Origin of the sequence: Pseudomonas sp. NFX98 (genome assembly GCF_047784845.1) — a bacterium.
Taxonomy (GTDB): domain Bacteria; phylum Pseudomonadota; class Gammaproteobacteria; order Pseudomonadales; family Pseudomonadaceae; genus Aquipseudomonas.
On sequence record NZ_JBLNNF010000009.1, the window covers coordinates 154,163 to 178,074 of the forward strand.

General features: G+C 54.7%; 31 protein-coding genes and 1 tRNA gene. 11 read left to right on the forward strand and 21 right to left on the reverse strand.

Annotation, left to right across the window (positions count from 1 at the left end; all coding sequences use genetic code 11):
- Positions 1–43: 43 nt before the first annotated feature.
- The 3 genes from ACM110_RS14280 to ACM110_RS14290 all read right to left on the reverse strand — a co-directional run bounded on the left by ACM110_RS14280 (position 44) and on the right by ACM110_RS14290 (position 1,365).
- Positions 44–826, reverse strand: coding sequence for a phage antirepressor KilAC domain-containing protein (locus ACM110_RS14280; RefSeq protein WP_416128261.1), 783 nt, complete (start codon positions 824–826; stop codon positions 44–46).
- Positions 823–1,134 carry a DUF3077 domain-containing protein gene (locus ACM110_RS14285; RefSeq protein ID WP_416128262.1) on the reverse strand — a complete coding sequence of 104 codons (312 nt, stop codon included), beginning with the start codon at positions 1,132–1,134 and terminating at the stop codon, positions 823–825. The genes ACM110_RS14280 and ACM110_RS14285 overlap by 4 nt, the downstream gene beginning before the upstream one ends.
- Positions 1,135–1,200: 66 nt before the next feature.
- A complete protein-coding gene (locus ACM110_RS14290) occupies positions 1,201–1,365 on the reverse strand; it encodes an Arc family DNA-binding protein (protein WP_217870810.1) in 165 nt (54 codons plus the stop codon).
- 143 nt (positions 1,366–1,508) lie between these two features.
- On the opposite strand from ACM110_RS14290, the gene ACM110_RS14295 reads away from it, so the two are divergent.
- The 5 genes from ACM110_RS14295 to ACM110_RS14315 all read left to right on the forward strand — a co-directional run bounded on the left by ACM110_RS14295 (position 1,509) and on the right by ACM110_RS14315 (position 6,056).
- Positions 1,509–1,961 (forward strand): helix-turn-helix transcriptional regulator, encoded by a 453-nt coding sequence (locus tag ACM110_RS14295; protein ID WP_416128263.1) that lies wholly within the window; start codon positions 1,509–1,511, stop codon positions 1,959–1,961.
- 169 nt (positions 1,962–2,130) lie between these two features.
- Positions 2,131–3,030 carry an endonuclease/exonuclease/phosphatase family protein gene (locus tag ACM110_RS14300; RefSeq protein WP_416128264.1) on the forward strand — a complete coding sequence of 300 codons (900 nt, stop codon included), beginning with the start codon at positions 2,131–2,133 and terminating at the stop codon, positions 3,028–3,030.
- Positions 3,030–3,500, forward strand: a complete 471-nt coding sequence (locus tag ACM110_RS14305) for a hypothetical protein (RefSeq protein WP_416128265.1) — start codon at positions 3,030–3,032, stop codon at positions 3,498–3,500. Before ACM110_RS14300 ends, ACM110_RS14305 begins: the two co-directional genes overlap by 1 nt.
- Before the next feature lie 131 nt (positions 3,501–3,631).
- Positions 3,632–3,892: a hypothetical protein gene (locus ACM110_RS14310; protein WP_416128266.1), complete on the forward strand. Its 261-nt coding sequence runs from the start codon at positions 3,632–3,634 to the stop codon at positions 3,890–3,892.
- Between the two features lie 907 nt (positions 3,893–4,799).
- Complete coding sequence (locus ACM110_RS14315; protein WP_416128267.1) at positions 4,800–6,056, forward strand: hypothetical protein; 1,257 nt, start codon at positions 4,800–4,802, stop codon at positions 6,054–6,056.
- A gap of 82 nt (positions 6,057–6,138) precedes the next feature.
- On the opposite strand, the gene ACM110_RS14320 is transcribed toward ACM110_RS14315, so the two are convergent.
- The 3 genes from ACM110_RS14320 to ACM110_RS14330 all read right to left on the reverse strand — a co-directional run bounded on the left by ACM110_RS14320 (position 6,139) and on the right by ACM110_RS14330 (position 8,282).
- Entirely contained in the window at positions 6,139–6,525 is a 387-nt protein-coding gene (locus ACM110_RS14320; protein ID WP_416128268.1) for a hypothetical protein, read from the reverse strand.
- 312 nt (positions 6,526–6,837) lie between these two features.
- Positions 6,838–7,593 (reverse strand): hypothetical protein, encoded by a 756-nt coding sequence (locus ACM110_RS14325; protein WP_416128269.1) that lies wholly within the window; start codon positions 7,591–7,593, stop codon positions 6,838–6,840.
- A gap of 479 nt (positions 7,594–8,072) precedes the next feature.
- Entirely contained in the window at positions 8,073–8,282 is a 210-nt protein-coding gene (locus ACM110_RS14330; RefSeq protein ID WP_416128270.1) for a hypothetical protein, read from the reverse strand.
- Positions 8,283–8,639: 357 nt separating this feature from the next.
- Between ACM110_RS14330 and ACM110_RS14335 the strand changes: the two genes are divergently transcribed.
- From ACM110_RS14335 to ACM110_RS14345, 3 genes are all read left to right on the forward strand, one after another.
- On the forward strand, positions 8,640–8,822 hold the full coding sequence (locus tag ACM110_RS14335; RefSeq protein ID WP_416128271.1) for a hypothetical protein: 183 nt from the start codon (positions 8,640–8,642) through the stop codon (positions 8,820–8,822).
- Positions 8,815–9,189 carry a hypothetical protein gene (locus tag ACM110_RS14340; protein ID WP_416128272.1) on the forward strand — a complete coding sequence of 125 codons (375 nt, stop codon included), beginning with the start codon at positions 8,815–8,817 and terminating at the stop codon, positions 9,187–9,189. Before ACM110_RS14335 ends, ACM110_RS14340 begins: the two co-directional genes overlap by 8 nt.
- Positions 9,190–9,451: 262 nt before the next feature.
- Positions 9,452–10,648 (forward strand): tyrosine-type recombinase/integrase, encoded by a 1,197-nt coding sequence (locus ACM110_RS14345; protein ID WP_416128273.1) that lies wholly within the window; start codon positions 9,452–9,454, stop codon positions 10,646–10,648.
- 69 nt (positions 10,649–10,717) lie between these two features.
- Here ACM110_RS14345 and ACM110_RS14350 read toward each other — a convergent pair.
- The 9 genes from ACM110_RS14350 to thrS form a co-directional block, all read right to left on the reverse strand.
- A tRNA-Pro gene (locus tag ACM110_RS14350) sits at positions 10,718–10,794 on the reverse strand.
- 89 nt (positions 10,795–10,883) lie between these two features.
- The gene (locus ACM110_RS14355; RefSeq protein ID WP_003179985.1) at positions 10,884–11,240 is read right to left on the reverse strand and encodes a MerR family transcriptional regulator; all 357 of its coding nucleotides are present in this window, start codon (positions 11,238–11,240) and stop codon (positions 10,884–10,886) included.
- Entirely contained in the window at positions 11,221–11,523 is a 303-nt protein-coding gene (ihfA, locus tag ACM110_RS14360) for an integration host factor subunit alpha (RefSeq protein WP_002553164.1), read from the reverse strand. The genes ACM110_RS14355 and ihfA overlap by 20 nt, the downstream gene beginning before the upstream one ends.
- Before the next feature lie 3 nt (positions 11,524–11,526).
- Positions 11,527–13,908, reverse strand: coding sequence for a phenylalanine--tRNA ligase subunit beta (gene pheT, locus ACM110_RS14365; protein WP_416128274.1), 2,382 nt, complete (start codon positions 13,906–13,908; stop codon positions 11,527–11,529).
- A 26-nt stretch (positions 13,909–13,934) separates the two neighbouring features.
- Positions 13,935–14,951 carry a phenylalanine--tRNA ligase subunit alpha gene (pheS, locus tag ACM110_RS14370; protein WP_056853666.1) on the reverse strand — a complete coding sequence of 339 codons (1,017 nt, stop codon included), beginning with the start codon at positions 14,949–14,951 and terminating at the stop codon, positions 13,935–13,937.
- Positions 14,952–15,060: 109 nt separating this feature from the next.
- The gene (rplT, locus tag ACM110_RS14375; RefSeq protein ID WP_007905879.1) at positions 15,061–15,417 is read right to left on the reverse strand and encodes a 50S ribosomal protein L20; all 357 of its coding nucleotides are present in this window, start codon (positions 15,415–15,417) and stop codon (positions 15,061–15,063) included.
- Positions 15,418–15,445: 28 nt separating this feature from the next.
- Entirely contained in the window at positions 15,446–15,640 is a 195-nt protein-coding gene (gene rpmI / locus ACM110_RS14380) for a 50S ribosomal protein L35 (protein WP_002553160.1), read from the reverse strand.
- Between the two features lie 60 nt (positions 15,641–15,700).
- Positions 15,701–16,252, reverse strand: a complete 552-nt coding sequence (gene infC, locus ACM110_RS14385) for a translation initiation factor IF-3 (RefSeq protein ID WP_176469887.1) — start codon at positions 16,250–16,252, stop codon at positions 15,701–15,703.
- The gene (gene thrS, locus ACM110_RS14390) at positions 16,252–18,174 is read right to left on the reverse strand and encodes a threonine--tRNA ligase (RefSeq protein WP_338585913.1); all 1,923 of its coding nucleotides are present in this window, start codon (positions 18,172–18,174) and stop codon (positions 16,252–16,254) included. The genes infC and thrS overlap by 1 nt, the downstream gene beginning before the upstream one ends.
- A gap of 375 nt (positions 18,175–18,549) precedes the next feature.
- Between thrS and ACM110_RS14395 the strand changes: the two genes are divergently transcribed.
- Positions 18,550–18,852, forward strand: a complete 303-nt coding sequence (locus tag ACM110_RS14395; protein ID WP_416128275.1) for a hypothetical protein — start codon at positions 18,550–18,552, stop codon at positions 18,850–18,852.
- Positions 18,853–19,144: 292 nt separating this feature from the next.
- A complete protein-coding gene (locus ACM110_RS14400; RefSeq protein WP_003179963.1) occupies positions 19,145–19,357 on the forward strand; it encodes a cold-shock protein in 213 nt (70 codons plus the stop codon).
- A gap of 71 nt (positions 19,358–19,428) precedes the next feature.
- Here ACM110_RS14400 and ACM110_RS14405 read toward each other — a convergent pair whose 3' ends face one another.
- Both ACM110_RS14405 and ACM110_RS14410 read right to left on the reverse strand, forming a co-directional pair.
- Complete coding sequence (locus tag ACM110_RS14405) at positions 19,429–19,749, reverse strand: I78 family peptidase inhibitor (protein WP_416128276.1); 321 nt, start codon at positions 19,747–19,749, stop codon at positions 19,429–19,431.
- 167 nt (positions 19,750–19,916) lie between these two features.
- Complete coding sequence (locus ACM110_RS14410; RefSeq protein ID WP_338585910.1) at positions 19,917–20,222, reverse strand: hypothetical protein; 306 nt, start codon at positions 20,220–20,222, stop codon at positions 19,917–19,919.
- Positions 20,223–20,354: 132 nt separating this feature from the next.
- Between ACM110_RS14410 and ACM110_RS14415 the strand changes: the two genes are divergently transcribed.
- Positions 20,355–20,561: a hypothetical protein gene (locus ACM110_RS14415; RefSeq protein ID WP_338585909.1), complete on the forward strand. Its 207-nt coding sequence runs from the start codon at positions 20,355–20,357 to the stop codon at positions 20,559–20,561.
- A gap of 19 nt (positions 20,562–20,580) precedes the next feature.
- Here the strand turns inward: ACM110_RS14415 and ACM110_RS14420 are convergent, their stop codons facing one another.
- The 4 genes from ACM110_RS14420 to ACM110_RS14435 are packed head-to-tail and all read right to left on the reverse strand — an operon-like array spanning position 20,581 to position 23,910.
- Entirely contained in the window at positions 20,581–21,579 is a 999-nt protein-coding gene (locus ACM110_RS14420) for a nucleoside hydrolase (RefSeq protein WP_416128277.1), read from the reverse strand.
- A complete protein-coding gene (gene rbsD, locus ACM110_RS14425; RefSeq protein WP_416128278.1) occupies positions 21,531–21,935 on the reverse strand; it encodes a D-ribose pyranase in 405 nt (134 codons plus the stop codon). The genes ACM110_RS14420 and rbsD overlap by 49 nt, the downstream gene beginning before the upstream one ends.
- Entirely contained in the window at positions 21,932–22,849 is a 918-nt protein-coding gene (gene rbsK, locus ACM110_RS14430; RefSeq protein WP_338585907.1) for a ribokinase, read from the reverse strand. Before rbsK ends, rbsD begins: the two co-directional genes overlap by 4 nt.
- 41 nt (positions 22,850–22,890) lie before the next feature.
- Positions 22,891–23,910 carry a LacI family DNA-binding transcriptional regulator gene (locus tag ACM110_RS14435; protein WP_416128279.1) on the reverse strand — a complete coding sequence of 340 codons (1,020 nt, stop codon included), beginning with the start codon at positions 23,908–23,910 and terminating at the stop codon, positions 22,891–22,893.
- Between the last annotated feature and the right edge of the window lie 2 nt (positions 23,911–23,912).

The following is a 23,912-nucleotide window of genomic DNA, read 5'->3' on the forward strand; positions in this document are numbered from 1 at the left end:
GCTCAGATAGCAAAAGCCCGGCGCTAGGCCGGGCTCTCTGCTGCTACCTCAGCAAGTCCTCTTCCCTGCTCTGCCACATCGCCTGCAGCTTGGTCAGCCCCTTGCCGGTGATCAGCGTCGAGCACGTCGGGATCGTGCCGTCGATTGGATGCTCAAAGGTGCCAAGTTTCACATCGAGCAAACCTGCCTCGATCTTCGCCTGGTATGGCTCGTTGGTCCTGGTCACCCATCCCTTCTGGCGCATGAACTGCAACAACCGAGTGCGGCCGGTGCCGATGACCTTTGCGGCCTGAGCAGCGTTGTACGTCTTATGCGATACCGCGACCATGTCGTGGAAGGCCACCTTCGGCGCATCCTGCGCCACCTTCACTTCCAGTTCGTAGTTCTCTTTCGAGAGCTCGATGTTGTCCGCCTCCAACGAGACAACCTTCGTCACGTTCTCGGTGAGCAGCGCCAGGAGTGTTCTGGGATCGCTCAGTGCTGCCGCGTAGTCGAAGGTTGGCTTAACTAGCTGTTCCAGTTCCTGCCAGCGATCAACCAGACGAGCCGTAAACTCAGGGCTGAGCTGGGCGACTACGACGAAGCTATCGCGCTTGCAAACCTGGTACTGCTCGATGACCTGTTGCAGATGATTTTTAACTTCCACCAATGGTGGGAGTTGGATGGCGCCGCGCTCTGCCAGGCGTTCAATGGTCCGCTTCACGCTATCGTGACGCGACCCGACCAGTTCGGAGATCTCAATGGACGACATAGTGCGCGACACATTCTGTTGAGTCTGAAAATGTGTCGCGACGCCAGCCTGCCGGTGCTGACTAGAGGAAATCATTGCGCTCTCTCCAAGCCTGCATGCGTCGAATCGACAATAACCTTCGCCGTATTCGCAGCTCGGAACAGTAGCCATGCCTGATTAGGCGTGATTCCATCGACTCCCATGGCAGCTGCCTCAAGTGAAGATTTCAACTCACTGAGAATGCAGGACGCCTCCTCAAGGGCATCCGTTACTGGGATCCCAGCCCGCACAGCAAGCAAGTGTTCCTGGTCCGGGTTGCAAATCGTGAAAGACAACTCCACCGTGACGGGCATACAGATAGCGCCAGCATTGAGTTTTTCGTTTACTGCGGTATGCTTATCCATGACGTTTTTCCTAGAAGATTGACGTTCTGCTTCATGGCCTCAAGCGTTGGCGCGCTTGGGGCTTTTTCATGCCTGTTGTTTTTCATACAACAGCTCCTGCTCCATCATTTTCCTCAACCGGAAAACAACCTCTCCGTTCGTTGACCTCCCGTTATCCTCTGATTTCGCGTCCAACCACTCTCTAACTTGCACTGGTAGGCGAATCACCAGCGGTGTCTTCGTTTGCTTCATTTTTAACCTCCCGGCCCTTGCTGAAGTGATCACTTATGATCATTTGATACCTCTTGTGATCACATGTCAATACCGATCATAGGAGATCATTTCCTGTCTGGTATAGTGATATCAAACCTAGTAATTGAAAGGCAGCTACCCTGATGACCGACTCCAGACCTTTCTCAGAACGCCTCCTATGGGCTCGATCTGAAGCGGGGTTAACCCAGAAAGACCTTTCGGAACAGAGTGGCATCAGCCTGCCTCAAATCGTCCGGTATGAAGCAGGTCGATCTAAACCCCGTCTAGGTGGCGCCCTTAAATTGGGGCGCGTTCTAAAACTAGATGCGTACGATCTGATGCCTGAGCTGCGAAAATCCACTCATGAGATAGAGATAGAATTTTCCGCTGAAGAGGCAAAGTTTCTGGACACCACAGCTTCTAGCCTTGGCATCACTACTGAAGAATTAATCCGCAAATTAACCATGGCCGGCCTGAGGGAGCGCGCCAAAGATCCAGAAACGCGGAATATGATCGAAGCAGATGAGCCTGGGTTGCTGGATCGAATTGACGCAATTGATGATGAAGATGGGGAAATAACCATTAGCAAAGTCTGATTTAGAAATTTCCTATCAAGATAGACCCTTGACCATTCAATACCTGTACGAATCAGGAAGAATTGTAGAGTTTTCTACCTTCCCAAGCATCAGAGGCTCGTCCCCCATAGACACCAGTCAAGCTCGCAAGTAATGTGACTAAGTGGGTGAGATGCTAGAGAGTAATCCAATGGATTTAAAATTCGCGTGGTGGAACTGCGGACTATCGCCGCCGTCTACAAAAGCCAAAAAAAAAGAACCAAATTTAGGGTTCGCAATCTCCATAATAACTCTCCTCGAGGATAGAGAGGTTGATGTACTGGGTATTTGCGAAGTTAACGAGCAAGATATAGACCTAATAAACAACATCATTGAAAGCCTTGAAAATACAGACCTCAAATTAGTAAACCTATATAAAAAACAAGGAAACTCAATCGAGGACTTCTGCCTTATTTACAATTCAAAAAAACTAAGTATCACAAGCTACGGAGAGTCATTGAACGCTTGGGACACCGTAACCGATAAAAAACTGAAAGCTGGAATTTCCGCAAATTTTATTCTGAACGATAACGTACCGCTCTCGTTAATACTGTGCCATTGGCAGAGCCGAAAAAGCTATCCACATGAGAGCCCTCAACGAATAAAACTGGGAGTAAGACTAAGAACGAACGTAGATGAGATTTTATCCAACAACGGCAATTCGTTGATCGTGATACTTGGTGACTTTAATGATGAACCTTTTGATAAACCCATTCAGGATCATCTGTCAGCTAGCCGCGACGCTGCATTTGTCTTACGAAAACCGCGCAGCCTTTTCAACCCATTTTGGAGTTGTCTAGGCTCGATGGATGAAATCAAACATCACCCTAGGTCTTCAGGAAGCTGTTACTTTCAAGACGATGGGAATATGACCCACTGGAAAACATTCGACCAGATTCTTTTCTCATCGGCCTTTCTACAGCCAAATTGGCAGTTTATAGATAAAGGTGCAGAAATAATAAATGACATCCCCATACAAGATGTCGACCTTGCCTGGAACGAAATATCAGATCATTACCCGATACTCAGCCACATAAGAAGGATTGCATAATGGACTTTCTCGAAGCCGTTAACCAGGGGTTAAAAAAAGCCACTGCAGCCGAAGAAGCGAATATAGAAGTTAATGAAACTTTTCAAAAAGTAAACAGCTCCCTGGAATCTTTTCCAGGGGCAACTATTTCTATCGAAAGAGCAACTCAAACCAACATATTCGATACAATCAACAAATTTCAAGGCTCAATGAACAATGCACCTCCCGAATACTACAACGAAAATGCAATTTACCTTGTAGCAAAGCATCGTGAGGGAGAAGCTAGTGCGCGAAAAAAAATCGCCAACTGGAAACAACATGTAAATGGGTTCCCATGCACGATTAGCTATGAAGGTGAAAATCAGGCTTGCTACTCAGGTGAGGAACTAAAAGCATCATTTGGAGAGCTATTTTCATCTGTGAGCTTCGGCAAAGCTCTTTTAGAGTTGCTAGCTATTCCTGCTGTTGGCGGAGAGCCAAGCGAGATATGATTCCGTACTCCATCCCCCCTAAAGTCCTGACTTTCGGCAGTACCGGTTGCTGAGGGTGAATCAGGCAGTCGTAGTGATACGGTCTCCTATGTTCCGATCTGGTGTATTTTACTCAGTCTGCGAGACGAGAAATGGACTTTGATTATCACTACCTCATTGCTTTCGTTTTTGCTGCCTTGGCATTCTTTGAAGTCGTCACTATCAGGAAGCTGATAAAAAAGCTGAATGACAAGATAGACACCATGGACATGCGGTTGCTCGATATGCAGTGCCAGTCTGATGAGATTGCTCATGAAGCAACCGCTGCCAAGCAGGTGTCGCTGAATGCTTGGCATGATGCGAAGCAACGACACGCTGAGATCATCTCGGCCATAGACGCAAGGACTGGCTGAAGCTTTTAAGCCAATTGCCTGACTGCACTTACAAAAATGGCTCATTTTTTGCTTGAATCCTTTTATCTGAAAGTGGCATGGAACCATGCAAAAAACCCAACATTTCATGGCGCCGACAATCAGAGGCTATACAGTGGTCCATAGGTGCATCGTAAATTACGATTTCCCACTGCGTTAAGCGACTAGGCAAAAAATCATGAAGCGAGACTATCAGCCACCGCGCCACGATCACTCTGCGGAAGAGGTCAATTTTGAATTGGCACGGATGCAACAAGCTATCGGGGGTGAACGGTTCACAATGCCCGAGAATATGTCGCGCGAGGATTTCCGTGTATGGATGCGCGAGAACGCTGAAAAATGCCGGGACAAGTAGACCTCAGCGAACATTTCACAAAGCTCTACACGGCCCTTTCTGATGACGAAAAGGACCTCATTGACGACTTTATTGACCATTTCAAAATGCATGGGTTGCTGAAGTTCAAAGGCAAAATAGGTCCCACCGACGCAGTCCCTCAAAGTGATCCAGACCGGGCTAGGAAGATACGATTCGCCCAGCTAAACAAGCTCTGGCACGCCCACATCGGGCACCCTCAATGGAATCCATGTCGGAATCCCCTAGCTAGCTATCTCACTTCTGATTTCGTGGTTCACTTCCAGAAACTTTCCAGCTCCCACATCGCTCTGGTTGACTACAGCTCTCACAATCCAATGAGACAACCTGAGGGGAAGTGGCTGTTCAGACAACGATAGCTCGCCTAACCCAAATCGATACAAACAAAGCTTTCCCAGCGACGGGCTTTTTTGCGCATGCGTGACCAAAGACATACTGACTGTACCCGTTGCTAATGGTGGTTTAGCGCCCCTGAGTGATACGGTCGTTCTCCTCACCTTGTGTAGAGACAAGAGCATGGCGGAGCTCGAAAAGCGTTATCCCCGCGAGTCCTTCACCAGGAAGTTGGAACGGATCTGCAAGAGGCTGGATGAAGCATCCACCCGCACCATCGCTCATAAAGATTTCTTCAACAAAGCAGCAACGTCCCAGGTCGAGATCACTTCGCTATGGGTCGTCGGCTCATACGCCCGCGGTGCACTGACGTGCGGCGACCTTGATCTCGTCCTGGAGTATCGACTCGTTGAAGGCCCCCACCCCGCGCCCAGGAGAATAACGAAAACTTTCTTCGGCGCCCTTCCGTACGTTAGCTATTACTTCGGAAAACCGGAGAGCAGCACGTCGGGCGTGGTATTCCCTGACGTCACTCCAATTTGGACTGAGCCTGGCTGCGATTGGAGAACGGCGATCGATTCAATTAAACCTGTCACCAGCGCCGGCCGGGCAACACGAGAGACAGACTCGATCCCATTACGACCGGAACAGCTGTACATGGAACCGGAGCGTCTGCAGGCATTAGCGGCCCAAGAGAAAGAAGGCCTACTTGAGTGGGAGTTCGTAGAGTTCACCCCGGCAGATCTCGAGCCGGTACCGCTAGAAGAAATCAGCCACCGAGATAAAAAGTTGCTTCGGATTGCCCCCATGATGGCGAAGAAATCCCAAGTGCTGATACCCGCGATCATTAGGCTGATGAAAATACACGAGCGCTTTGGGATATGGGAATCGTCGGACAGCTATCGCATAAAGTTGGACTGCGGGGCGACAGCGTTGCATCTGGGGCGCCCAGTCTTGCCGTACAACGCCTTCGATGATGAACCCACTATCATGCAGTATGTCCTCATTCCACATATAAGCGTGAAGGGCCCGAACGGCGCTTGGATAATTCGACGCGGGCCCAATCATCCGGACGCGCAAGCTCTCGCAAACAGACATGCCTTTTACCTCGGGAGTCCAGGATCCCCAGAGACGATTGCGTATCGCGACCGCAGTAAAACTTGGTCGACAGAAATGCTTGAACTTTTCGGCGCGTACGAAGAGGCAAAAGACTTTGCCGATATGTTGAAAGAGGGTAATGAGTCGTGGGAGACAGAGATCCGCAGAGCGGAAGGGTTAGAGCTGATCTCGCTTTTTGCGTTGGTTGATGTCGTCAAGATTGGAGATCATCAGCTAGCGATGACACATGCCGGTGCTGCTTACTTTGAGCGCGACAAGGCGACGATGGAAGAGATCACCGCCGCCCTCCCCGGTATCGCTCAGACAAGCTCTGAAGCTTGAGCAGAGGGTACGGATGCCCAAGTCCACGGGTGGCGGACTCATTCCAGGCTTGCGGCTGAGAATCGCTAATTTCGACTCAGCTTCAAGCAGGAGCGAACTGGACCAGGAACGCAGTTGTGAATATCAATGCGCCGGAATCAGCTGTTCGGACGTTGAAGGTAACTGATTTTTTGTCAGTTGAAATGAATGTGGCAATTTCAAGATGTGGGGCAGAGATCGGCTCGGCACTGAGGGGGAAAAGCGCCCATGCGTCATCGATGGTATGTTCGCTTGTCACCGAGATCTCTATAACGCCGTTGTTATTGGCATCTACAAATATCGCCCCAGATGGAGGGACCTGCATATTCACATTAAATTGCACTCCCTCCGATAACGCATAGCCGAAGCCCTCAGGAGTAGATCTCTTTATTTGCATGGTTATTTGTGTGTCCGGATTGTAGCCTCGCATCGAGAGTATTGGGCTGCTCATGGTGTATACCTTTTTTTACGGTAAAGGATTGGAGCTGTGCTTAAAAAAGGATAGACAGCATTAGGAGAAGCCGATGGTACGCGTTGCGATTAGTCATGGACCAAATCGGAACATCCGAGCTTCTGAGAGCGCGAGAGTCTGAACTAGGGGTTCAGGTGAATCTCAGAACCTCTCAATAAATTGCAGGCAAAGAAAAGTCCGCGTGGGGAGCGCGGGCTGAAAGGATCACAAGGAGCTGCCTTCACCCTATGCTCGGGAGCGTGAAAGCTTGTGAAAACGCAGAATGAAAAAGCCCGGCGCTGGGCCGGGCTATCATCGATTTTTTGAGCTTGGCTGGGGTGAAGGTGTCTCAGGCTTTAGTGTTGGCGCTGGGCTTTGGGAGCTAATGCTTTTCTTCAGATCATCAATGCTAGACTGGAGCGTAGCAATTTCCTTGCCTGCGTCGAAGAAGCTTTTTGCCCCATAAATAATTGTCGCATTGATTGCTAGCATAGCCAGCACCGAAGCAATGACGGTACCGATAATAAATTGAGCAGTGGAGCGATTAGAATCCTTTACCGCCTTCAAATTGGTCGATAATTTTGAGTCAAGATTGCCGACCTGCACAGCCGCAGACATGATTGAGCTATTCACTGCGTCAAGCTTAGAGTCGATGATTTTATCTCTATCCTCTAGCCTTCTATTGGTCGCCTCAGAGCGCTCAGCAAACAACCGATCGCGCGCCTCCTGCTCCTTTCGATAAGCCTCCTGCTCTCGGCGCCATGATTCTGCCCGTTTTCCCTCTGCGGCTTCAATCCGATCGATACGCTTATCCATCCGCTCTTCTATGGCGGTTAGCTTCTGTTCGATTTGGTCCAAAGTAGTTTCGCTCATGGCTTGAGTATGGTCTTGCTCTTTCGCCTCGTCTACCGAAGGGGCTAACGCGCGAGCCTTAACCCTCCGCTCTACATATCTTTCAAATAGACGTTGATCCTCGATGTTACGAAACCTTCCGGTAAGATTTTCTTTAGCTTTCGTCTTTCCAACCTTGTCTGTCGACTCAGAAGGTCGCGTGCGTTTAACGCTCATCGTAGCTATTTATCATGAGATAGGACTCTACGAGCTGAACGGGTTGGGCGTCCTTCAAATCGGCACACCATCTTGATAGCTTAGCCGCATAACCATTCCTTACAAATTTATGCTCGCCAGATCACTAACCGTCATCTTTGAGTTGATGCCGCCACGCCCCTCAAGCGTAATCAACCCGCCAAGGCAACTCTCAATGCTACCGCCACCTTAAGAAGCTTATTCGTTTGGATCGAGAAATCTAGCCAAGTCATCATTCCCAGCTTCCTAAAGCGGTGTAGCCAAATCGAGCAGCTTCCCGACCTCCGCCTCGATGGTACGGACTGATTCCCAATCTCGTATCCAAGCGAGTGCGCCATGCCATCAGCCCTCGTTCCAGATCGGCTGGGATTCCCTTGCGCCGGGTGATCCGCCGTACCTCTAAATGATTGTCGCGACAACTGTTAACCTGGCTAACACCAACCCGATGTCCAGGCACTGTTTTAATGAAGAGTCTTGCGGCTTTCGCCAATCCTGATCCGGTCCAGCGCCCGGTTCAGAGCATCCAGGGCGTCGAGGAGTGCTTTCGCTTCGGCTTCCCGACCATCACCCCAAAGGCGTTCAGCCATACTGTTCAAGGCCTGTATTGCGCGCTCAATGTCACTAGCAGTCGCCGTCGGTACCGCTCTACTTTCCGGCTTTTTCTTTGGCATTCAGTAACCCTTGCCAATCTGAGGCTTGGTAGAGGTTTTGCTTTTGTCCGAGTTCAGGACTATGCGCGCTCCTTTCGGCATATACCCTTACTTGCGACGCGAAACGTATCACCATTGAATCTCCACTACGAGTAGCGCCGTGTCGCATCTGCCGCTCTCTCAAAACAACATACAAATACATTTTAGCAATTAGTATTGACTGATTATTTAGCTAATGCTAATTTTACATTACTCCTCATTTGCCTCACGGCAAACCCTTGAGTCTTCACCATTTTTGCGAACGCCAACAACGCGGTAGGCCTTTGCTCGCCTTGGAGAAACCGTCTTGTAAGCAACCCTTAACCTAGAGGACATGCAGTGACCAATCAACCACCGCTTCAATCAAGCGAATTCGCCGAGTTCGGCCAGCGACTGATCGACCTGGGTATGGCTATGAAACGAGAACAAACCACCGTACGAGATCTGCAAGAGCTGGCCAAAGCTTGCGGCATCCGATTGCTCAGTCTTCGCTCGGTACCTGGAGAGGTCCGCAATGGCTAAAACAGTGCTGCAGGTGCGCCAAGGAGGCGCCCACTTCTACCTGAACACGGAGAGCTCGTCGCCCAACACCGGGCACAGGAACCGCTACCGGCTGTTCAAAACTGAAAACTATGGCCGCGACAAGTCGGGATGGATTCAGGTTGGCTCGATGGCTGGGCAGGAATTGAAATCAATTGAAGGTGAGGCTGCTTTGTTTGAGGCCTGCCAGAAGCTCTTTGCCAGTAAAAAATCCCACTGTTACGGACACCATGGCGCTATTCGCGGCAAGGCAGGGAAGTGGGAGGGAGAAGCCTTCCCTACTCGCCAAAGCCAACTGAGACAGAAATTGACCAACGGGCCCGTTTGCCGAGTCGATGGGGAATTTTAAAAGAAATGACCGCAGATCTCGCACTCCTCCCCCGCTTTATCCGGGCCAAACAGGCACCGGCGTACCTGGGCATGTGCCGCGCCGTGTTTGACGCCGAAGTACGCCCACACATTCACGAATTCCCCATTGGGAAACAAGGCGTTGCATTCGACAGGCTTGAACTGGACGCATGGGCAGACACGTACATCGAGTCGATGGCAATTGAAAAAGCCAGCAATGAGGACAACAATCGGCCCCGCAGTGGGCGCCAAGGAGTTAATAAATGGCGCGAAAAACGATCTCCGGTCTCTACGAGAGAAACGGAATCTGGCACATCGACAAGGTCGTCAGAGGTCAGCGACTTCAGGAAAGCACTGGAGCAAGCGAAAGGCAGGAAGCGGAGCAGTACCTGATCCACCGGCTCGAAAAGCTCAGACAGGAAAAGGTTTACGGCGTGCGCCAGGTGCGAACCTGGCGCGAGGCGGCCACCCGGTTCCTGGTGGAGTTCAAGCATCAGGCATCAATCGGTCTGTCCGCATCTCACATCGAACAGCTGGATCCGTACATCGGCGATCTGCCGATCACCCATATAGATGACGGAACGCTAGCCAAGTTTAAGCGCGACCGGCAGAAGCCAACCAAGACAGAAAGGGGGAAGGTGAAGCCAGGTGTTTCGAACCGGACGGTCAACATCGCCTTACAGCGTGTTGTTCGGATCTTGAACCTGTGCCACAGGAAGTGGCGAGACGCAGAGAAGCGGCCGTGGCTGGATAGCGTGCCGATGATCTCGATGCTGGAGGAAAGGAAGTCGAGCAGGAAGCCCTACCCCATGTCATGGGCAGAGCAGTCGATGTTGTTCTCGGAAATCCCTGACCACCTGTTGAGGATGTCGCTCTACAAGGTGAACACTGGTTGCCGGGAGCAGGAAGTCTGCAAGCTTCAGTGGGATTGGGAAATCCGAGTGCCGGAACTGGGAACGAGTGTGTTCCTGATCCCTGCTGACTTTGGCGGGAGAAGTGAAAAGTCTGGCGTGAAGAATGGCGATGAAAGGCTGGTGGTGCTGAACAAGGTGGCGATGTCGGTCATCGATGGACAGCGCAGCCTGCATTCGAAGTATGTCTTCCCGTATGGGCAACCGGACGAAGGCGATCCGACCCCGATGCACCGGATGAATGACACAGCGTGGAAGAAGGCCAGGGTGAGAGCGGCGGCGAAGTGGGAAATGGAACACAAGTCACCGGCACACCCTGGGTTCAGATCGATCAGGATTCACGACCTCAAACACACCTTTGGCAGAAGGCTTCGTGCAGCGGGCGTGACACTGGAGGATCGGAAGGCGCTCTTGGGGCACAAGAATGGCAGCGTTACGAGCCACTATTCTACCGCAGAGCTTGAGCAGTTGATTGAGGCGGCAAATAAAGTATCAGCGACCGATTCGAGAGGACCGGCACTGACCATCTTGAGGAGGAAAACGGGATGAACCCCCGCAAAAGTCCCTACGCATGAAAAAGCCGAACTGGTTAGAGTTCGGCTAAGTCATTGAATTATATGGTCGGGACGGAGTGATTCGAACACTCGACCCCTAGCACCCCATGCTAGTGCGCTACCGGACTGCGCTACGCCCCGACTAGGCGTGAAACCTGTTCCTCTTCTCGAAGAACGATCAAGAATATATCGCAAGCTTTTGAAAACTGGAAGTATTTAAAAGCAGGAATTTATTTCTTGAGGACCACCAGAACATCCTCGAGCTCAGCGATCATCTGGCGGATCATTTGCTTGTATTGGGTGGTGTCGTCTTTGGCTTCGTCACCGGACAAACGCAAACGCGCACCGCCGATGGTGAACCCTTGATCGTAAAGAAGCGCGCGGATCTGCCGGATCATCAGCACGTCCTGGCGCTGATAATACCGGCGGTTTCCGCGGCGTTTGACGGGGTTGAGTTGAGGAAACTCCTGCTCCCAATAGCGCAGTACGTGCGGTTTTACCGCACACAGCTCGCTAACTTCACCAATGGTGAAGTAGCGTTTGCCTGGGATGACGGGTAGCTCGTCGTTATGACTTGGTTCCAGCATAAGCCTCAACTCGGGCCTTCAACTTCTGCCCTGGACGAAAGGTGACCACACGGCGAGCCGTGATCGGGATTTCTTCTCCCGTTTTCGGATTGCGGCCAGGCCGCTGGCGTTTGTCCCGAAGGTCGAAATTGCCGAAACCGGACAATTTCACCTGTTCGTTGTCTTCAAGAGCGTGCCTGATTTCCTCGAAAAACAGTTCGACCAATTCCTTGGCTTCCCGCTTGTTCAGGCCCAGCTCTTCATACAGACGTTCCGCCATCTCAGCTTTCGTCAAAGCCCCCATACGTCACTTCCTTAACGTGGCGTTCAACCTTTGTTCGAGCGAGGTGAGGATATTTTGCGTCGTATTATTCACCTCATCGTCATTAAGAGTGCGCGATGGATGCTGCCAGGTCAAGCCGACTGCGAGGCTTTTTCTATCAGGATCAATGCCTTTACCCTGATATACGTCAAATAGCCTGAGGTCTGTCAGCCATTCGCCTGCATTTTCACGGATTACGTCCAGTACAGCCGAGGCTGCAACGTCTTTGTGCGCAATCAGTGCCAGGTCACGACGCACTTCAGGAAAGCGCGACAACTCGTGGAATTTAGGCATTTTGCCCGAAGCCACTTCCGCCAAAACCATCTCAAAAACGAAGACCGGACGATCCAGGCCCAGGGTTTTCGACAATTCAGGATGGATAGCGCCAACGAAGCCCACCAGACGACCTTCACGTTCAATGCGCGCGGTTTGACCCGGGTGCAGCGCCGGGTGTTTGCCCGGGACGAAAGTGAACGCATCCAGAGCACCGGCGAAGCCCAGTACCGCTTCCACGTCAGCCTTGACGTCGAAGAAGTCCACGGTGTCGCGACCTTGCGCCCAGCCTTCCGGCAAGCGGCTACCGCAAACCACACCGGCCAGCATCGGCTCTTGCTTCAAGCCTTCGAGCTGACCAACGAAACGCAAACCGCTTTCAAACAGACGTACGCGATCTTGTTGACGGTTCAGGTTGTGCTGAAGCGCCTTGACCAGACCAGGCCACAGGGAAGAACGCATGGCAGCCATGTCGTTGGAAATCGGGTTGGCCAACAGCAACGGCTCAACACCCGGATTAAACAACTCAAACTGTTTCGGATCGATGAAGCTGTAGGTGATCGCTTCCTGATAACCACGGGCGACCAGCAGGCGGCGCAGTTCAGGCAGATCGCTACGGGCTTCCGCCTTGGCTTGCGGCGCCAGACGCGCTTGCGGGTAACGAACCGGCAGACGGTTGTAACCGTACAGGCGGGCCAGTTCTTCGATCAGGTCGACTTCCAGACTGATATCGAAACGATGGCTTGGCACTTCTACGCGCCACTGCCCCGCCCCGTCGGCAGTAATGGTCAGACCCAAAGCACTGAGCAGACGCTCGACTTCAGCCGAATCCATTTCCATTCCCAGCATCTGGGTGATGCGTTGAGCGCGCAGGGTAACCGGCGCGATCGACGGCAAGTGCTGTTCGCTGACGGTTTCGATGATCGGGCCAGCTTCGCCACCGGTGATTTCCAGCAGCAGGCCAGTGGCGCGCTCCATGGCTTCACGGGCCAGTTGCCAGTCCACGCCACGCTCGTAGCGATGCGAGGCGTCGGTGTGCAAGCCGTAAGAACGAGCCTTGCCAGCAACGGCGATCTGATCGAAGAACGCGCTTTCCAGGAAAATATCGCGAGTGGTCGCGGTGTTGACGCCACTGTGCTCGCCACCCATGACGCCGGCAATGGCCAGTGCGCGAGTATGGTCGGCAATGACCAGCGTATCGCTACGCAGGCTGACTTCCTGACCGTCGAGCAGCACCAGCTTCTCGCCTTCTTCGGCCATGCGCACGCGGATGCCGCCATTGATTTCGGCGAGATCGAAAGCGTGCAGTGGTTGACCCAGTTCGAGCATCACGTAGTTGGTGATGTCGACGGCAGCATCGATGCTGCGCACGTCGGCACGACGCAGACGCTCGACCATCCACAGCGGTGTTGGCTTGGACAGGTCAACGTTACGGATTACGCGACCCAGGTAACGCGGGCACGCAGCTGGCGCCAGTACTTCTACCGAACGCACTTCGTCGTGCACCGGCGGAACACTGGCAACCACTGGACGAGTAACCTGAGCGGCATACAGCGCGCCGACTTCACGGGCCAGACCGGCCAGGGAAAGGCAGTCGCCGCGGTTCGGGGTCAGGTCGACCTCGATGCTGGCGTCGTCCAGGTTCAGGTACTCACGAATGTCCTGACCCACTGGCGCATCGGCCGGCAGTTCCATCAGGCCATCGTTGCCTTCACCCACTTGCAGCTCGGCTTGCGAGCACAGCATGCCGTTGGACTCGACGCCCCGCAGCTTGGCTTTCTTGATCTTGAAGTCGCCCGGCAGTTCGGCACCGATGGTGGCGAACGGGATCTTCAGGCCCGGGCGCACGTTTGGCGCACCGCACACGACCTGGAAAGTCTCCGAGCCATTGCTGACCTGGCAAACGCGCAGCTTGTCGGCGTCCGGGTGCTGTTCGGTGCTGAGCACCTCGCCCACGATCACGCCACTGAAAACACCGGCGGCCGGCGTAACGCTATCGACCTCAAGACCGGCCATCGACAGACGAGCAACCAGCTCGTCGCGACTTACCTGCGGGCTAACCCAGCCACGCAGCCATTGTTCACTGAATTTCATCCTGCTCTCCTAAGAATTCGTTACGACTAGCGAAATTGCGCGAGGAACCGCAAGTCGTTGTCGAAGAACAGACGCAAGTCGTTCACGCCGTAACGCAGCATGGCCAGACGCTCAACGCCCATGCCGAAGGCAAAGCCGGAGAACTCTTCCGGATCGATGCCGGACATGCGCAGCACGTTCGGGTGAACCATGCCGCAGCCCATCACTTCCAGCCAGCCGGTCTGCTTGCAGACGCGGCAGCCTTTACCGCTGCACATCACGCATTCCATGTCGACTTCAGCGGATGGCTCGGTGAACGGGAAATACGAAGGGCGGAAACGCACGGCCAGTTCTTTTTCGAAGAACACGCGCAGGAATTCTTCGATGGTGCCTTTGAGATCGGCGAAATTGATGTCGCGATCGACCAGCAGGCCTTCGACCTGGTGGAACATCGGCGAGTGGGTGATATCCGAGTCGCTACGGTATACGCGGCCTGGGCAGACGATGCGGATCGGCGGCTGCTTGGACTCCATGGTGCGGACCTGTACCGGCGAGGTATGGGTGCGCAGCAACATGTTGGCATTGAAATAGAAGGTGTCATGCATCGACCGGGCCGGGTGATGGCCTGGGATGTTGAGCGCTTCGAAGTTGTGATAATCGTCTTCGACCTCAGGGCCTTCGGCGATGCCGTAGCCGATGTGGGTGAAGAATTGTTCGATACGTTCCAGAGTGCGGGTAACCGGATGCAGACCACCGGAGGTCTGACCACGGCCCGGCAGGGTCACGTCAATGGACTCGGCGGACAGTTTGGCGGCCAGGTCGGCCTCTTCAAACAACGCCTTGCGCGCATTGAGAACGTCTGTGACACGTTCCTTGGCAACGTTGATCAGCGCACCGACTTGCGGACGCTCTTCTGCCGGCAAATTCCCCAGGGTCTTCATCACCTGAGTCAATTCACCTTTCTTGCCAAGGTAGTGAACCCGGATTTGCTCCAGGGCATTGATATCTTCAGCGCTTTGCACAGCCTCTAGTGCTTGAGAGACGAGCGCATCCAGGTTTTCCATGTACAGACTCCAGATACAAAATAGGGGAAGAGCTTGAAGGCTCTTCCCCTATTTATGACGTTTAACACCTGGCCCCACGGAGGTGAGGCCGGGTGACTGTCGGGGGTACTTAAGCCAAGGTGGCTTTAGCTTTCTCGACAATCGCAGCAAACGCCGCTTTTTCGTTCACTGCCAGATCAGCCAGAACCTTACGGTCGATCTCGATGGACGCTTTTTTCAGGCCGGCGATGAAACGGCTGTAGGACAGACCGTTGATACGAGCACCAGCGTTGATACGAGCGATCCACAGAGCGCGGAACTGACGTTTTTTCTGACGACGGTCACGGTAGGCGTATTGGCCTGCCTTGATTACCGCTTGCTTGGCAACACGGAATACGCGGGAGCGTGCGCCGTAGTAGCCTTTAGCAAGTTTCAGAATTTTTTTGTGACGCTTACGGGCAATGACGCCACGCTTTACACGAGCCATGAGTTACTTCCTCTATTCTTGACTAAAATTAACGAAGGCGCAGCATGCGCTCGACTTTTGCCACGTCAGACGGATGCAGCAAGCTGCTACCGCGCAGTTGACGCTTACGCTTGGTCGACATTTTGGTCAGGATGTGGCTCTTAAAAGCGTGCTTGTGCTTGATACCGTTAGCAGTTTTCAGAAACCGCTTAGCAGCACCACTTTTGGTCTTCATTTTTGGCATGTTCGGATACTCCGCATTCAGTTGATAAACATAATCAGAAGGCCTGCCGTGCCCTGTTGATTACTTCTTCTTTTTCGGGGCGATGACCATAATCAGCTGGCGTCCTTCCATCTTAGGATGCTGTTCGACCGAACCGTACTCGAGCAAGTCACCTTCAACTCGCTTGAGGAGTTCCATCCCCAGCTCCTGGTGGGCCATCTCACGGCCGCGGAATCGCAAGGATACCTTGGCCCTGTCCCCGTCACTCAGGAAACGTACCAGGTTGCGCAGTTTTACCTGGTAATCCCCTTCCTCCGTCCCTGGACGAAACTTGATTTCTTTTACCTGAATCTGCTTCTGGTTCTTCTTGGCCGCGGCAACCTGCTTCTTCTTCTCGAAGATCGATTTGCCGTAGTCCATCAGTTTGCAAACAGGGGGTACTGCATCGGCGGAAATCTCCACCAGATCCAGTTTGGCCTCTTCAGCCTTAAGAAGCGCGTCTTCAATTGACACAATCCCAAGCTGTTCACCTTCAGCCCCAATTAACCGAACCTCGCGTGCCGAGATATTCTCGTTGATCGGGGCTTTCGGTGCAGCTCGTTTATCTTGTCTCATTTCACGCTTAATAGTAATTACTCCGAATCTGGGCGACCACGCCGGGAAACCGCTTGCGCGAGAAACTCAGCGAACTGGGCGACGGGCATCGAGCCCAGGTCAGCACCTTCACGAGTACGCACAGCGACAGTCTGCATCTCGACTTCCCGATCTCCGATAACCAAGAGATAAGGAACCTTGAGCAAAGTATGCTCGCGGATTTTAAAGCCGATCTTTTCATTTCTCAAGTCAGACTTGGCACGAAATCCGCTTTCGTTGAGGGTTTTTTCAACCTCGGCGGCAAAATCGGCCTGTTTATCAGTGATATTCATGATCACTGCCTGGGTCGGAGCCAGCCACGCGGGGAATGCACCCTCGTAGTGCTCGATCAGGATTCCGACGAAACGTTCGAAGGAGCCCAGGATCGCCCGGTGCAACATCACCGGGTGCTTGCGACTGTTGTCTTCGGAGACGTATTCGGCTCCCAGACGGACAGGCAGGTTAAAATCGAGCTGAAGGGTACCACACTGCCAGACACGACCAAGGCAATCTTTCAGCGAGAACTCGATCTTCGGACCGTAGAACGCACCCTCACCCGGCTGCAGATCGTACGGCAGGCCAGCGCTATCAAGGGCTGCAGCCAATGCAGCTTCGGCGCGATCCCACAACTCGTCGGACCCGACGCGTTTTTCCGGACGAGTGGACAGCTTCATCTCGACATCTTTGAAGCCGAAGTCGGCGTAAACGTCCATGGTCAGCTTGATGAACGCAGCGGACTCGGCCTGCATCTGCTCTTCAGTGCAGAAGATGTGGGCGTCATCCTGCGTGAATGCACGCACGCGCATGATGCCGTGCAACGCACCCGATGGCTCGTTACGGTGGCAGGCACCGAATTCGGCCAGACGCATCGGCAACTCGCGGTAGCTTTTCAGGCCCTGATTGAACACCTGCACGTGGCAAGGGCAGTTCATTGGCTTGATGGCGTAGTCGCGGTTTTCCGACTGGGTGGTGAACATGTTGTCGGCGTAGTTGGCCCAGTGCCCGGATTTCTCCCACAGGCTACGGTCAACGACCTGAGGCGTCTTGATCTCAAGGTAGCCGTTGTCGCGCTGAACCTTGCGCATGTACTGCTCGAGCACCTGGTACAGAGTCCAGCCGTTCGGGTGCCAGAACACCATGCCCGGCGACTCTTCCTGGGTGTGGAACAGGCCCAGGCGCTTGCCGATCTTGCGGTGATCGCGCTTCTCGGCTTCTTCGATGCGCTGGATGTAGGCAGCCAGTTGCTTCTTGTCAGCCCAAGCGGTGCCGTAAACGCGCTGCAACTGCTCGTTTTTGGCATCGCCGCGCCAGTAGGCGCCGGACAACTTGGTCAGCTTGAAGGATTTCAGGAAACGCGTGTTCGGCACGTGCGGGCCGCGGCACATGTCGACGTATTCTTCGTGATAGTACAGGCCCATGGCCTGCTCGTTCGGCATGTCCTCGACCAGGCGCAACTTGTAGTCTTCGCCACGGGCCTTGAACACTTCGATCACTTCGGCGCGCGGAGTGACTTTCTTGATCACGTCGTAATCTTTCTCGATCAGCTGCTGCATGCGCTGTTCGATGGCCGCCAGGTCGTCCGGGGTGAAAGGACGCTCGAAGGCGATGTCGTAATAGAAGCCTTCGTCGATGACCGGACCGATGACCATTTTGGCGGTCGGATACAGCTGCTTGACCGCATGGCCAACGAGGTGAGCGCAAGAGTGGCGAATGATCTCCAGCCCCTCTTCATCCTTTGGCGTGATGATTTGCAGCGTAGCGTCGCTGTCGATGATGTCGCTGGCGTCAGCCAGTTTGCCATTGACCTTGCCGGCCACGGTGGCCTTGGCCAGACCGGCACCAATGGATGCGGCGACCTCGGCGATGGAAACCGGGTGATCGAATGAACGTTGACTGCCGTCGGGAAGAGTAATAGTTGGCATGGCGCCTCCTCTCCTAGTGGTGACCCCTACCAAAGGTCACGTGGGTTGGGATGAGCCAGTACAAGATCCGATCCAGGCCATTCAATGACGAACGCCTGCCTTACAGCGGCAGGAGCCTTTCGGCCAACCGGAAAATCGAACCAGAGTGACTGGGATTCAAATCAGGATTATTCGGGCATTCGCCGCAGCCGGGACTGAAGGTCGACCGGCGCCTGCAAGCGCACGAGCGAGGCATGCTAGCACAGATGAACGGTCGTGGCGGTGTGCAGGTTTTCTGCCGGGGCAAATCCGGCGTTTTTGTGCCAGAGTGATGAACTTGATCCCCGCTTTACCCCTCAGATAACAAGACACTGACCCCAAAAGGAGCATCCCGGCATGCGTCTGAATCGTTTATTCGCTGTAGTCGCCCCCATTGTCCTGTTGCTGCCGCTGGCCGCCCACGCCGAATGGCCAAAGGGTGAGCGCGAGAAGTACATGGCGCAATGCGTTGAAGCAGCCACGCCGCAGATCGGCAAGCCAGCAGCAAACTCTCACTGCGCTTGCGGTGCCGACGCAATCAAATCCTACCCGGCCAAGGACCTTCAGTCCTTGATGGACAACACGGCCAGCGACTCGCTGAAGCAACAGGCCCTGACCCAGATTTCCAAGTGCAAGGCCAACAATCCGGCGAAAAAATAAGCCTGAAACCACGTAAAAAATGCGCTTTCAACCGGTGAAAAACCTCTGAAAAGCACTTTTTTCGACAAATTACGCAGGTTTTACAGCTTTTTTTATCGTCTTTACTTTCGGCTGAAAGCCTTTTAAAACGGGGCTTTCAGCCATATCAGGCAACAAAGAATGTGCGACTGTAGGGCAAACAGCACCTGTGGGGGGCTCCCAAAGCGAACATTTCGACTATGATACCCCGGTGTGCCCAGTTGGCCTGAGCAGCACAGTACTACTGAAAATATATGTTTCTTGGAGATACACCATGTCTAATCGCCAAACCGGCACCGTTAAATGGTTCAACGATGAAAAAGGCTTCGGCTTCATCACTCCTCAAGGTGGCGGTGACGACCTGTTCGTACACTTCAAAGCTATCGAAAGCGACGGTTTCAAAAGCCTGAAAGAAGGCCAAACCGTTTCCTTCGTGGCTGAGAAAGGCCAAAAGGGTATGCAAGCTGCTCAAGTTCGCCCAGAGTAATTTCCAGGCGCACTAAAAAAACCCCGTCCATGTGACGGGGTTTTTTGTGTGCGTCGTAAAAGCCTGAGCGATCAGCCGCAGTTGACGCGGGTGACGACCCGATTGGCATCGGTGTTGAGATTCAGACGGTCGGAGCGGTACTCCAGCGTCACCATGTCGGTCGGCTGCAGGAATCGCGCGTTCTGCGCACCGGCACGGGTACGCGCCTGCTCCAGCAGCTCTGGAGAAGCCTGTTTCCCAATGGTGAATTCGGCCGCTTTGGCCTCGCAACGGCTGTGACCCGTGTCAGTCGTCGTTACAGGGTCAGTTGCTGACTCGGTGGTAGCAGTGCTGCAACCCGCCAGCAGGGCAACGGCCAACAAAGTACCCAATGACGCGAGCTTCCAAGGCATGAAGCCTCCTATTTTCGAGAGTTAAGCTGAGATCGTGCGACCGCCAATCCGGCGTTTGGTTTCACAGGGAGCCCGAGCACCCTGCCCTTCGCCTCGGACAAACGGCAAGTTTGCCTGAGCATCGCCCTGCCCTTCACCCTTCAATCGTGACTGAATATGAACGGTGCTCAATACACGTCGATGTAATCGAAAGCCGGACGTGGCCAGTTCTGCTTCAGCGCATTAAAGATCTGCATGACCCAGACCTCATCGCTGGCCGCAACCCGTCCGACATAACCGGAGCCCTTGGCCCAGGTTTCCAGACGGAACAGCAAGCCATCGATATCGGTGCCGCCCACGACCCCCGAGGAAATATAGGCGATGCCGCCCTTGGTCACACGCAACTGCGTATGTTCATCGTCGCTGGCCGCCGCCAACAGTTGGCGCACCGCTTCAAGGGTCAAGCCGTCGGGAGTGTTCAAATCGATCTGCACAGCACAATCCTTGAAAATCCATCAAAGACCAAGTGTCGCATAGCCCTCCACTCATGCCTAAGTCGGAGTGCCAAACGCGCCGCAAAATGGTTAACTCGGGGCTCAGACTTCCCCGACCGCACGAGCGCCATCATGACCACTGTAAGTATCGACGCCGACATCAAAGCAAAGTGGCAGGACGGCCATAGCTCTTACAGCCCGGGCACGACGGAAGAACTTGCAATCATCGGCATCGATCTGCTGGTCAGAGACCTGGGAACCGAGGCCGCCCAGTCCTTCATCGAACAGGTGTTCGAGAAGCACCTGGCAGATCACAAGAGTGCAACTGACTCGGCGTAAAAGCCTGCGGCTGTGAGACTTACTTCAAACGACCCAGCCGCTCGGTCAGCAGATCGAAAAAGCCCTGCGCGTCGCCGCCGCTAACCCAGAAAGCATTCTTGGGCGCTTTGAGGCGGTCATGCCAGTCGACGATGGTCTGGCCGAAGGTCGGACCTTCGCGACTGTCGATCACCACGTTGACCTCGCGCCCGCTGAACAGTTGAGGCTTGAGCAGCCAGGCGATGACGGCGGCGTCGTGCACCGGACCACCCGGGATGTCGTAGTGCTCCATATCGGCCTTGATGTAGTCATTCAGAATATCGACCACCAGCCTGCTGGCACGGTTGTTCAACGCGGCTATCTGCTTCAGGCGCTCGTCACTGGTGAGGATCTTGTGGGTCGCATCCAGAGACAGATAGATCAGCTTCAATCCGCTCTTGAGCACCACCTCGGCCGCGTGCGGATCGGCGAACAGGTTGAATTCCGCCACCGGAGTGATGTTACCGCCGTTAAAGTGCGCCCCGCCCATGATCACCACTTCCTTGATGCCCTGAACGATTCCCGGCTGCCGGATCAGCGCCAGGGCCAGGTTGGTCTGTGGTCCCAGAATGGCAAGAGTGATGCTGTGGGGCGTGGCGGCCATCAGCGTATCGATCAGGTAGTCGATGGCACTGCCCTCGGCCAGGCCTGCCTTCGGTTCGTATACGGCGACACCGGACAGGCCTTCCTTGCCATGGATGTCCTCGGCATAGATCGGCGTGCGCATCATCGGCTTCGGCGCCCCGGCATACACCGGAACTTCCTCACGCCCCGCCCATTCGCGCGCCAGCCGCGCGTTTCGCGAGGTCTTGTCCAGGCGCACATTGCCGGCGACAGTGGTCAACGCACGGATGTTCAACTCATCGGGTGATGCCAACGCAAACAGTAATGCCACCACATCGTCGGCACCGGGGTCGGTGTCGATGATGAGGTCGATTTTCTCCGGACGACTCAAAACGTTACCCCGGCAACCAGCACGATGTTGCAGTACGGCTGGCATTCGCCAGTGCGCACGATCGCCCGGGCCTGTCGGCTGAGAACCTTGAATTGTTCGTGGCTGAGCAACTCACGCTGCCCCAGCGCACCCTCGGCATTCAGTTCGTCCAGAGTCGACAGTGAGGATGGTTTTTTCTCCAGGATTTCCTGGGCCAGCACATGGCTTTCGACCTGCATTTCGCTGAGCACCACCTTCAGGGTGCTGATGAAATCCGGAATGCCGTGGGTCAGCGCCAGGTCGATCAGTTCGACCCCTGGCGGTACCGGCAGGCCCGCATCGCCGATCACCACTTTGTCGCCATGACCAAGCGAGGCGATCAGTCGCGACAGTGCAACGTTGAGCAACGGAGTCTTTTTCATGCTGGCTTGAACGCCTGTACTTCGCAAAGGGAGGGAATCGACGGTTGCGCGCCGGCTCGGGTGACCGACAGCGCCGCAGCGACCTGGCCGAAGCGAATCGCCTCGGCCTCGCTCTTACCGCCCGCCAGCGCGGCAGCAAAACCACCGACGAAGGTATCGCCGGCCGCCGTGGTGTCGACCGCTTTCACGGTCGGTGCAGGGAAGTGTTCAAAACCTTTTCCATCGGCGAACAGCGAGCCCTGGGCACCGAGGGTGATGATCACTTTGCCCGCGCCCATCTCGATCAGTCGGGTCGCGGCGATTTCCGCGGTTTGCCGAGAGTCCACCGGCAAACCACTCAATGCCGAGGCTTCGCTCTCGTTGGGAATCAGGTAGTCGATATTCGCGTACCAGTCCGCCGGCAATGGACGGCTGGCCGGGGCCGGATTGAGGATCACAGTCTTGCCCAATTCGCGACTGCGCTTGAGCGCGTGACCCACCGTGGCGTCCGGCACTTCCAGCTGACAAATGATCACATCGGCAGCCTGCAGGACCGAATCGAAGCAGCCGATCAACGCAGGCGTCAACGCGCCATTGGCACCGGCGACGATCACGATTGCGTTCTGACTGTTGTCGTCGACCACAATCAACGCCACGCCGCTTGAGCCTTCCACGGTGCTGACCGCCTGACAATCGATCTGCTCGGCCAACAACGCCTCACGCAACTCTTTACCGTAGGCATCGCTGCCCACGCAACCGACCATCGATACTTGTGCACCAAGACGCGCGGCCGCCACTGCCTGATTGGCGCCCTTGCCACCGGAAACCGTGGCAAACGACTCTCCGATCAGCGTCTCTCCGCCGCGTGGCAGCCGTGGCGCCCGAGTGACCAGGTCCATGTTGAGGCTGCCAATTACCACTACTTTTGCTGACATACATTGCTACTCATTCATTCGGTTTCAGCGACGCTTTTGATTTAACGGAATTGCGCAAATACGCCGGCCAATGGCGCGGTCGATTCGCGCATGACGATGCTGGGCGTCACGATCCTTTGTTCGGTGGCCAGAGCCGGCGTGGCGATCCGGCGCAGCAACACTTCAGCCGCCATCTCGCCCAGCTGCAGGATCGACTGCCCCACGGTGGTCAACGCCGGATAGACGTAGCGACTCATCTGGATATCGTCGAAGCCGATCACTGACAACTCGCTGGGTACGCGGACATTGCGCTCGGCAGCGGCTCGCAGCACACCGATGCCGATCATGTCGTTGGCGGCGAAGATGGCGCTGGGCGGATTGCGCTCCAGCAGGATCGCCGCGGCGTTGTAGCCGCCGGTGCTGGTGAAATCGCTTTCCAGCATGCGCTCGCTCGGCACTTCGATTCCCGCTTGTTTCAGGGCCCGGCAAAAACCGGCCAGACGCATTTGCGCCACACTCGTCGTCGCCGGGCCGCTGATGGTGGCGATGTCCCGATGCCCCAGCTCCAGCAGGTGCCGGGTGGCCAGGTAGGCGCCGTATTCGTGATCGATGCGCACCAGGTCTGCATCGACGCCGTCCAGTCCGCGGTCGACGATCACCATCGGCGTGCGTACGTTCGACAGGCCTTGTGCCAACCCGCTGTCACCGCCCGCCGAAGCGACGATCAACCCGTCGATACGCTTTTCCAGCAGTACGCGCAGGTAGCTGCGCTGCTTGTCCGGGTTATCGTCGGAGTTGCAGAGGATCACGCAATAGCCATTGCGCTCGCAGTAATCCTCGATGCCCCGGGCCAGTTCGGCGAAGTACGGGTTGAGGCTGTTGGGCACCAGCAAACCGATGGTGGCCGTGGTCTTGGCCTTGAGCGACCGGGCCACAGCGCTGGGCACGTAGTCGAGGGTCTCGATCGCCGCCTCGACCTTGATCCGCACTTCTTCGCTGACCGGCCGGGTCTTGTTCACCACATGGGAAACCGTGGTGTAGGAAATCCCTGCGAGTGCCGCCACATCTTTGATCGTTGCCATGA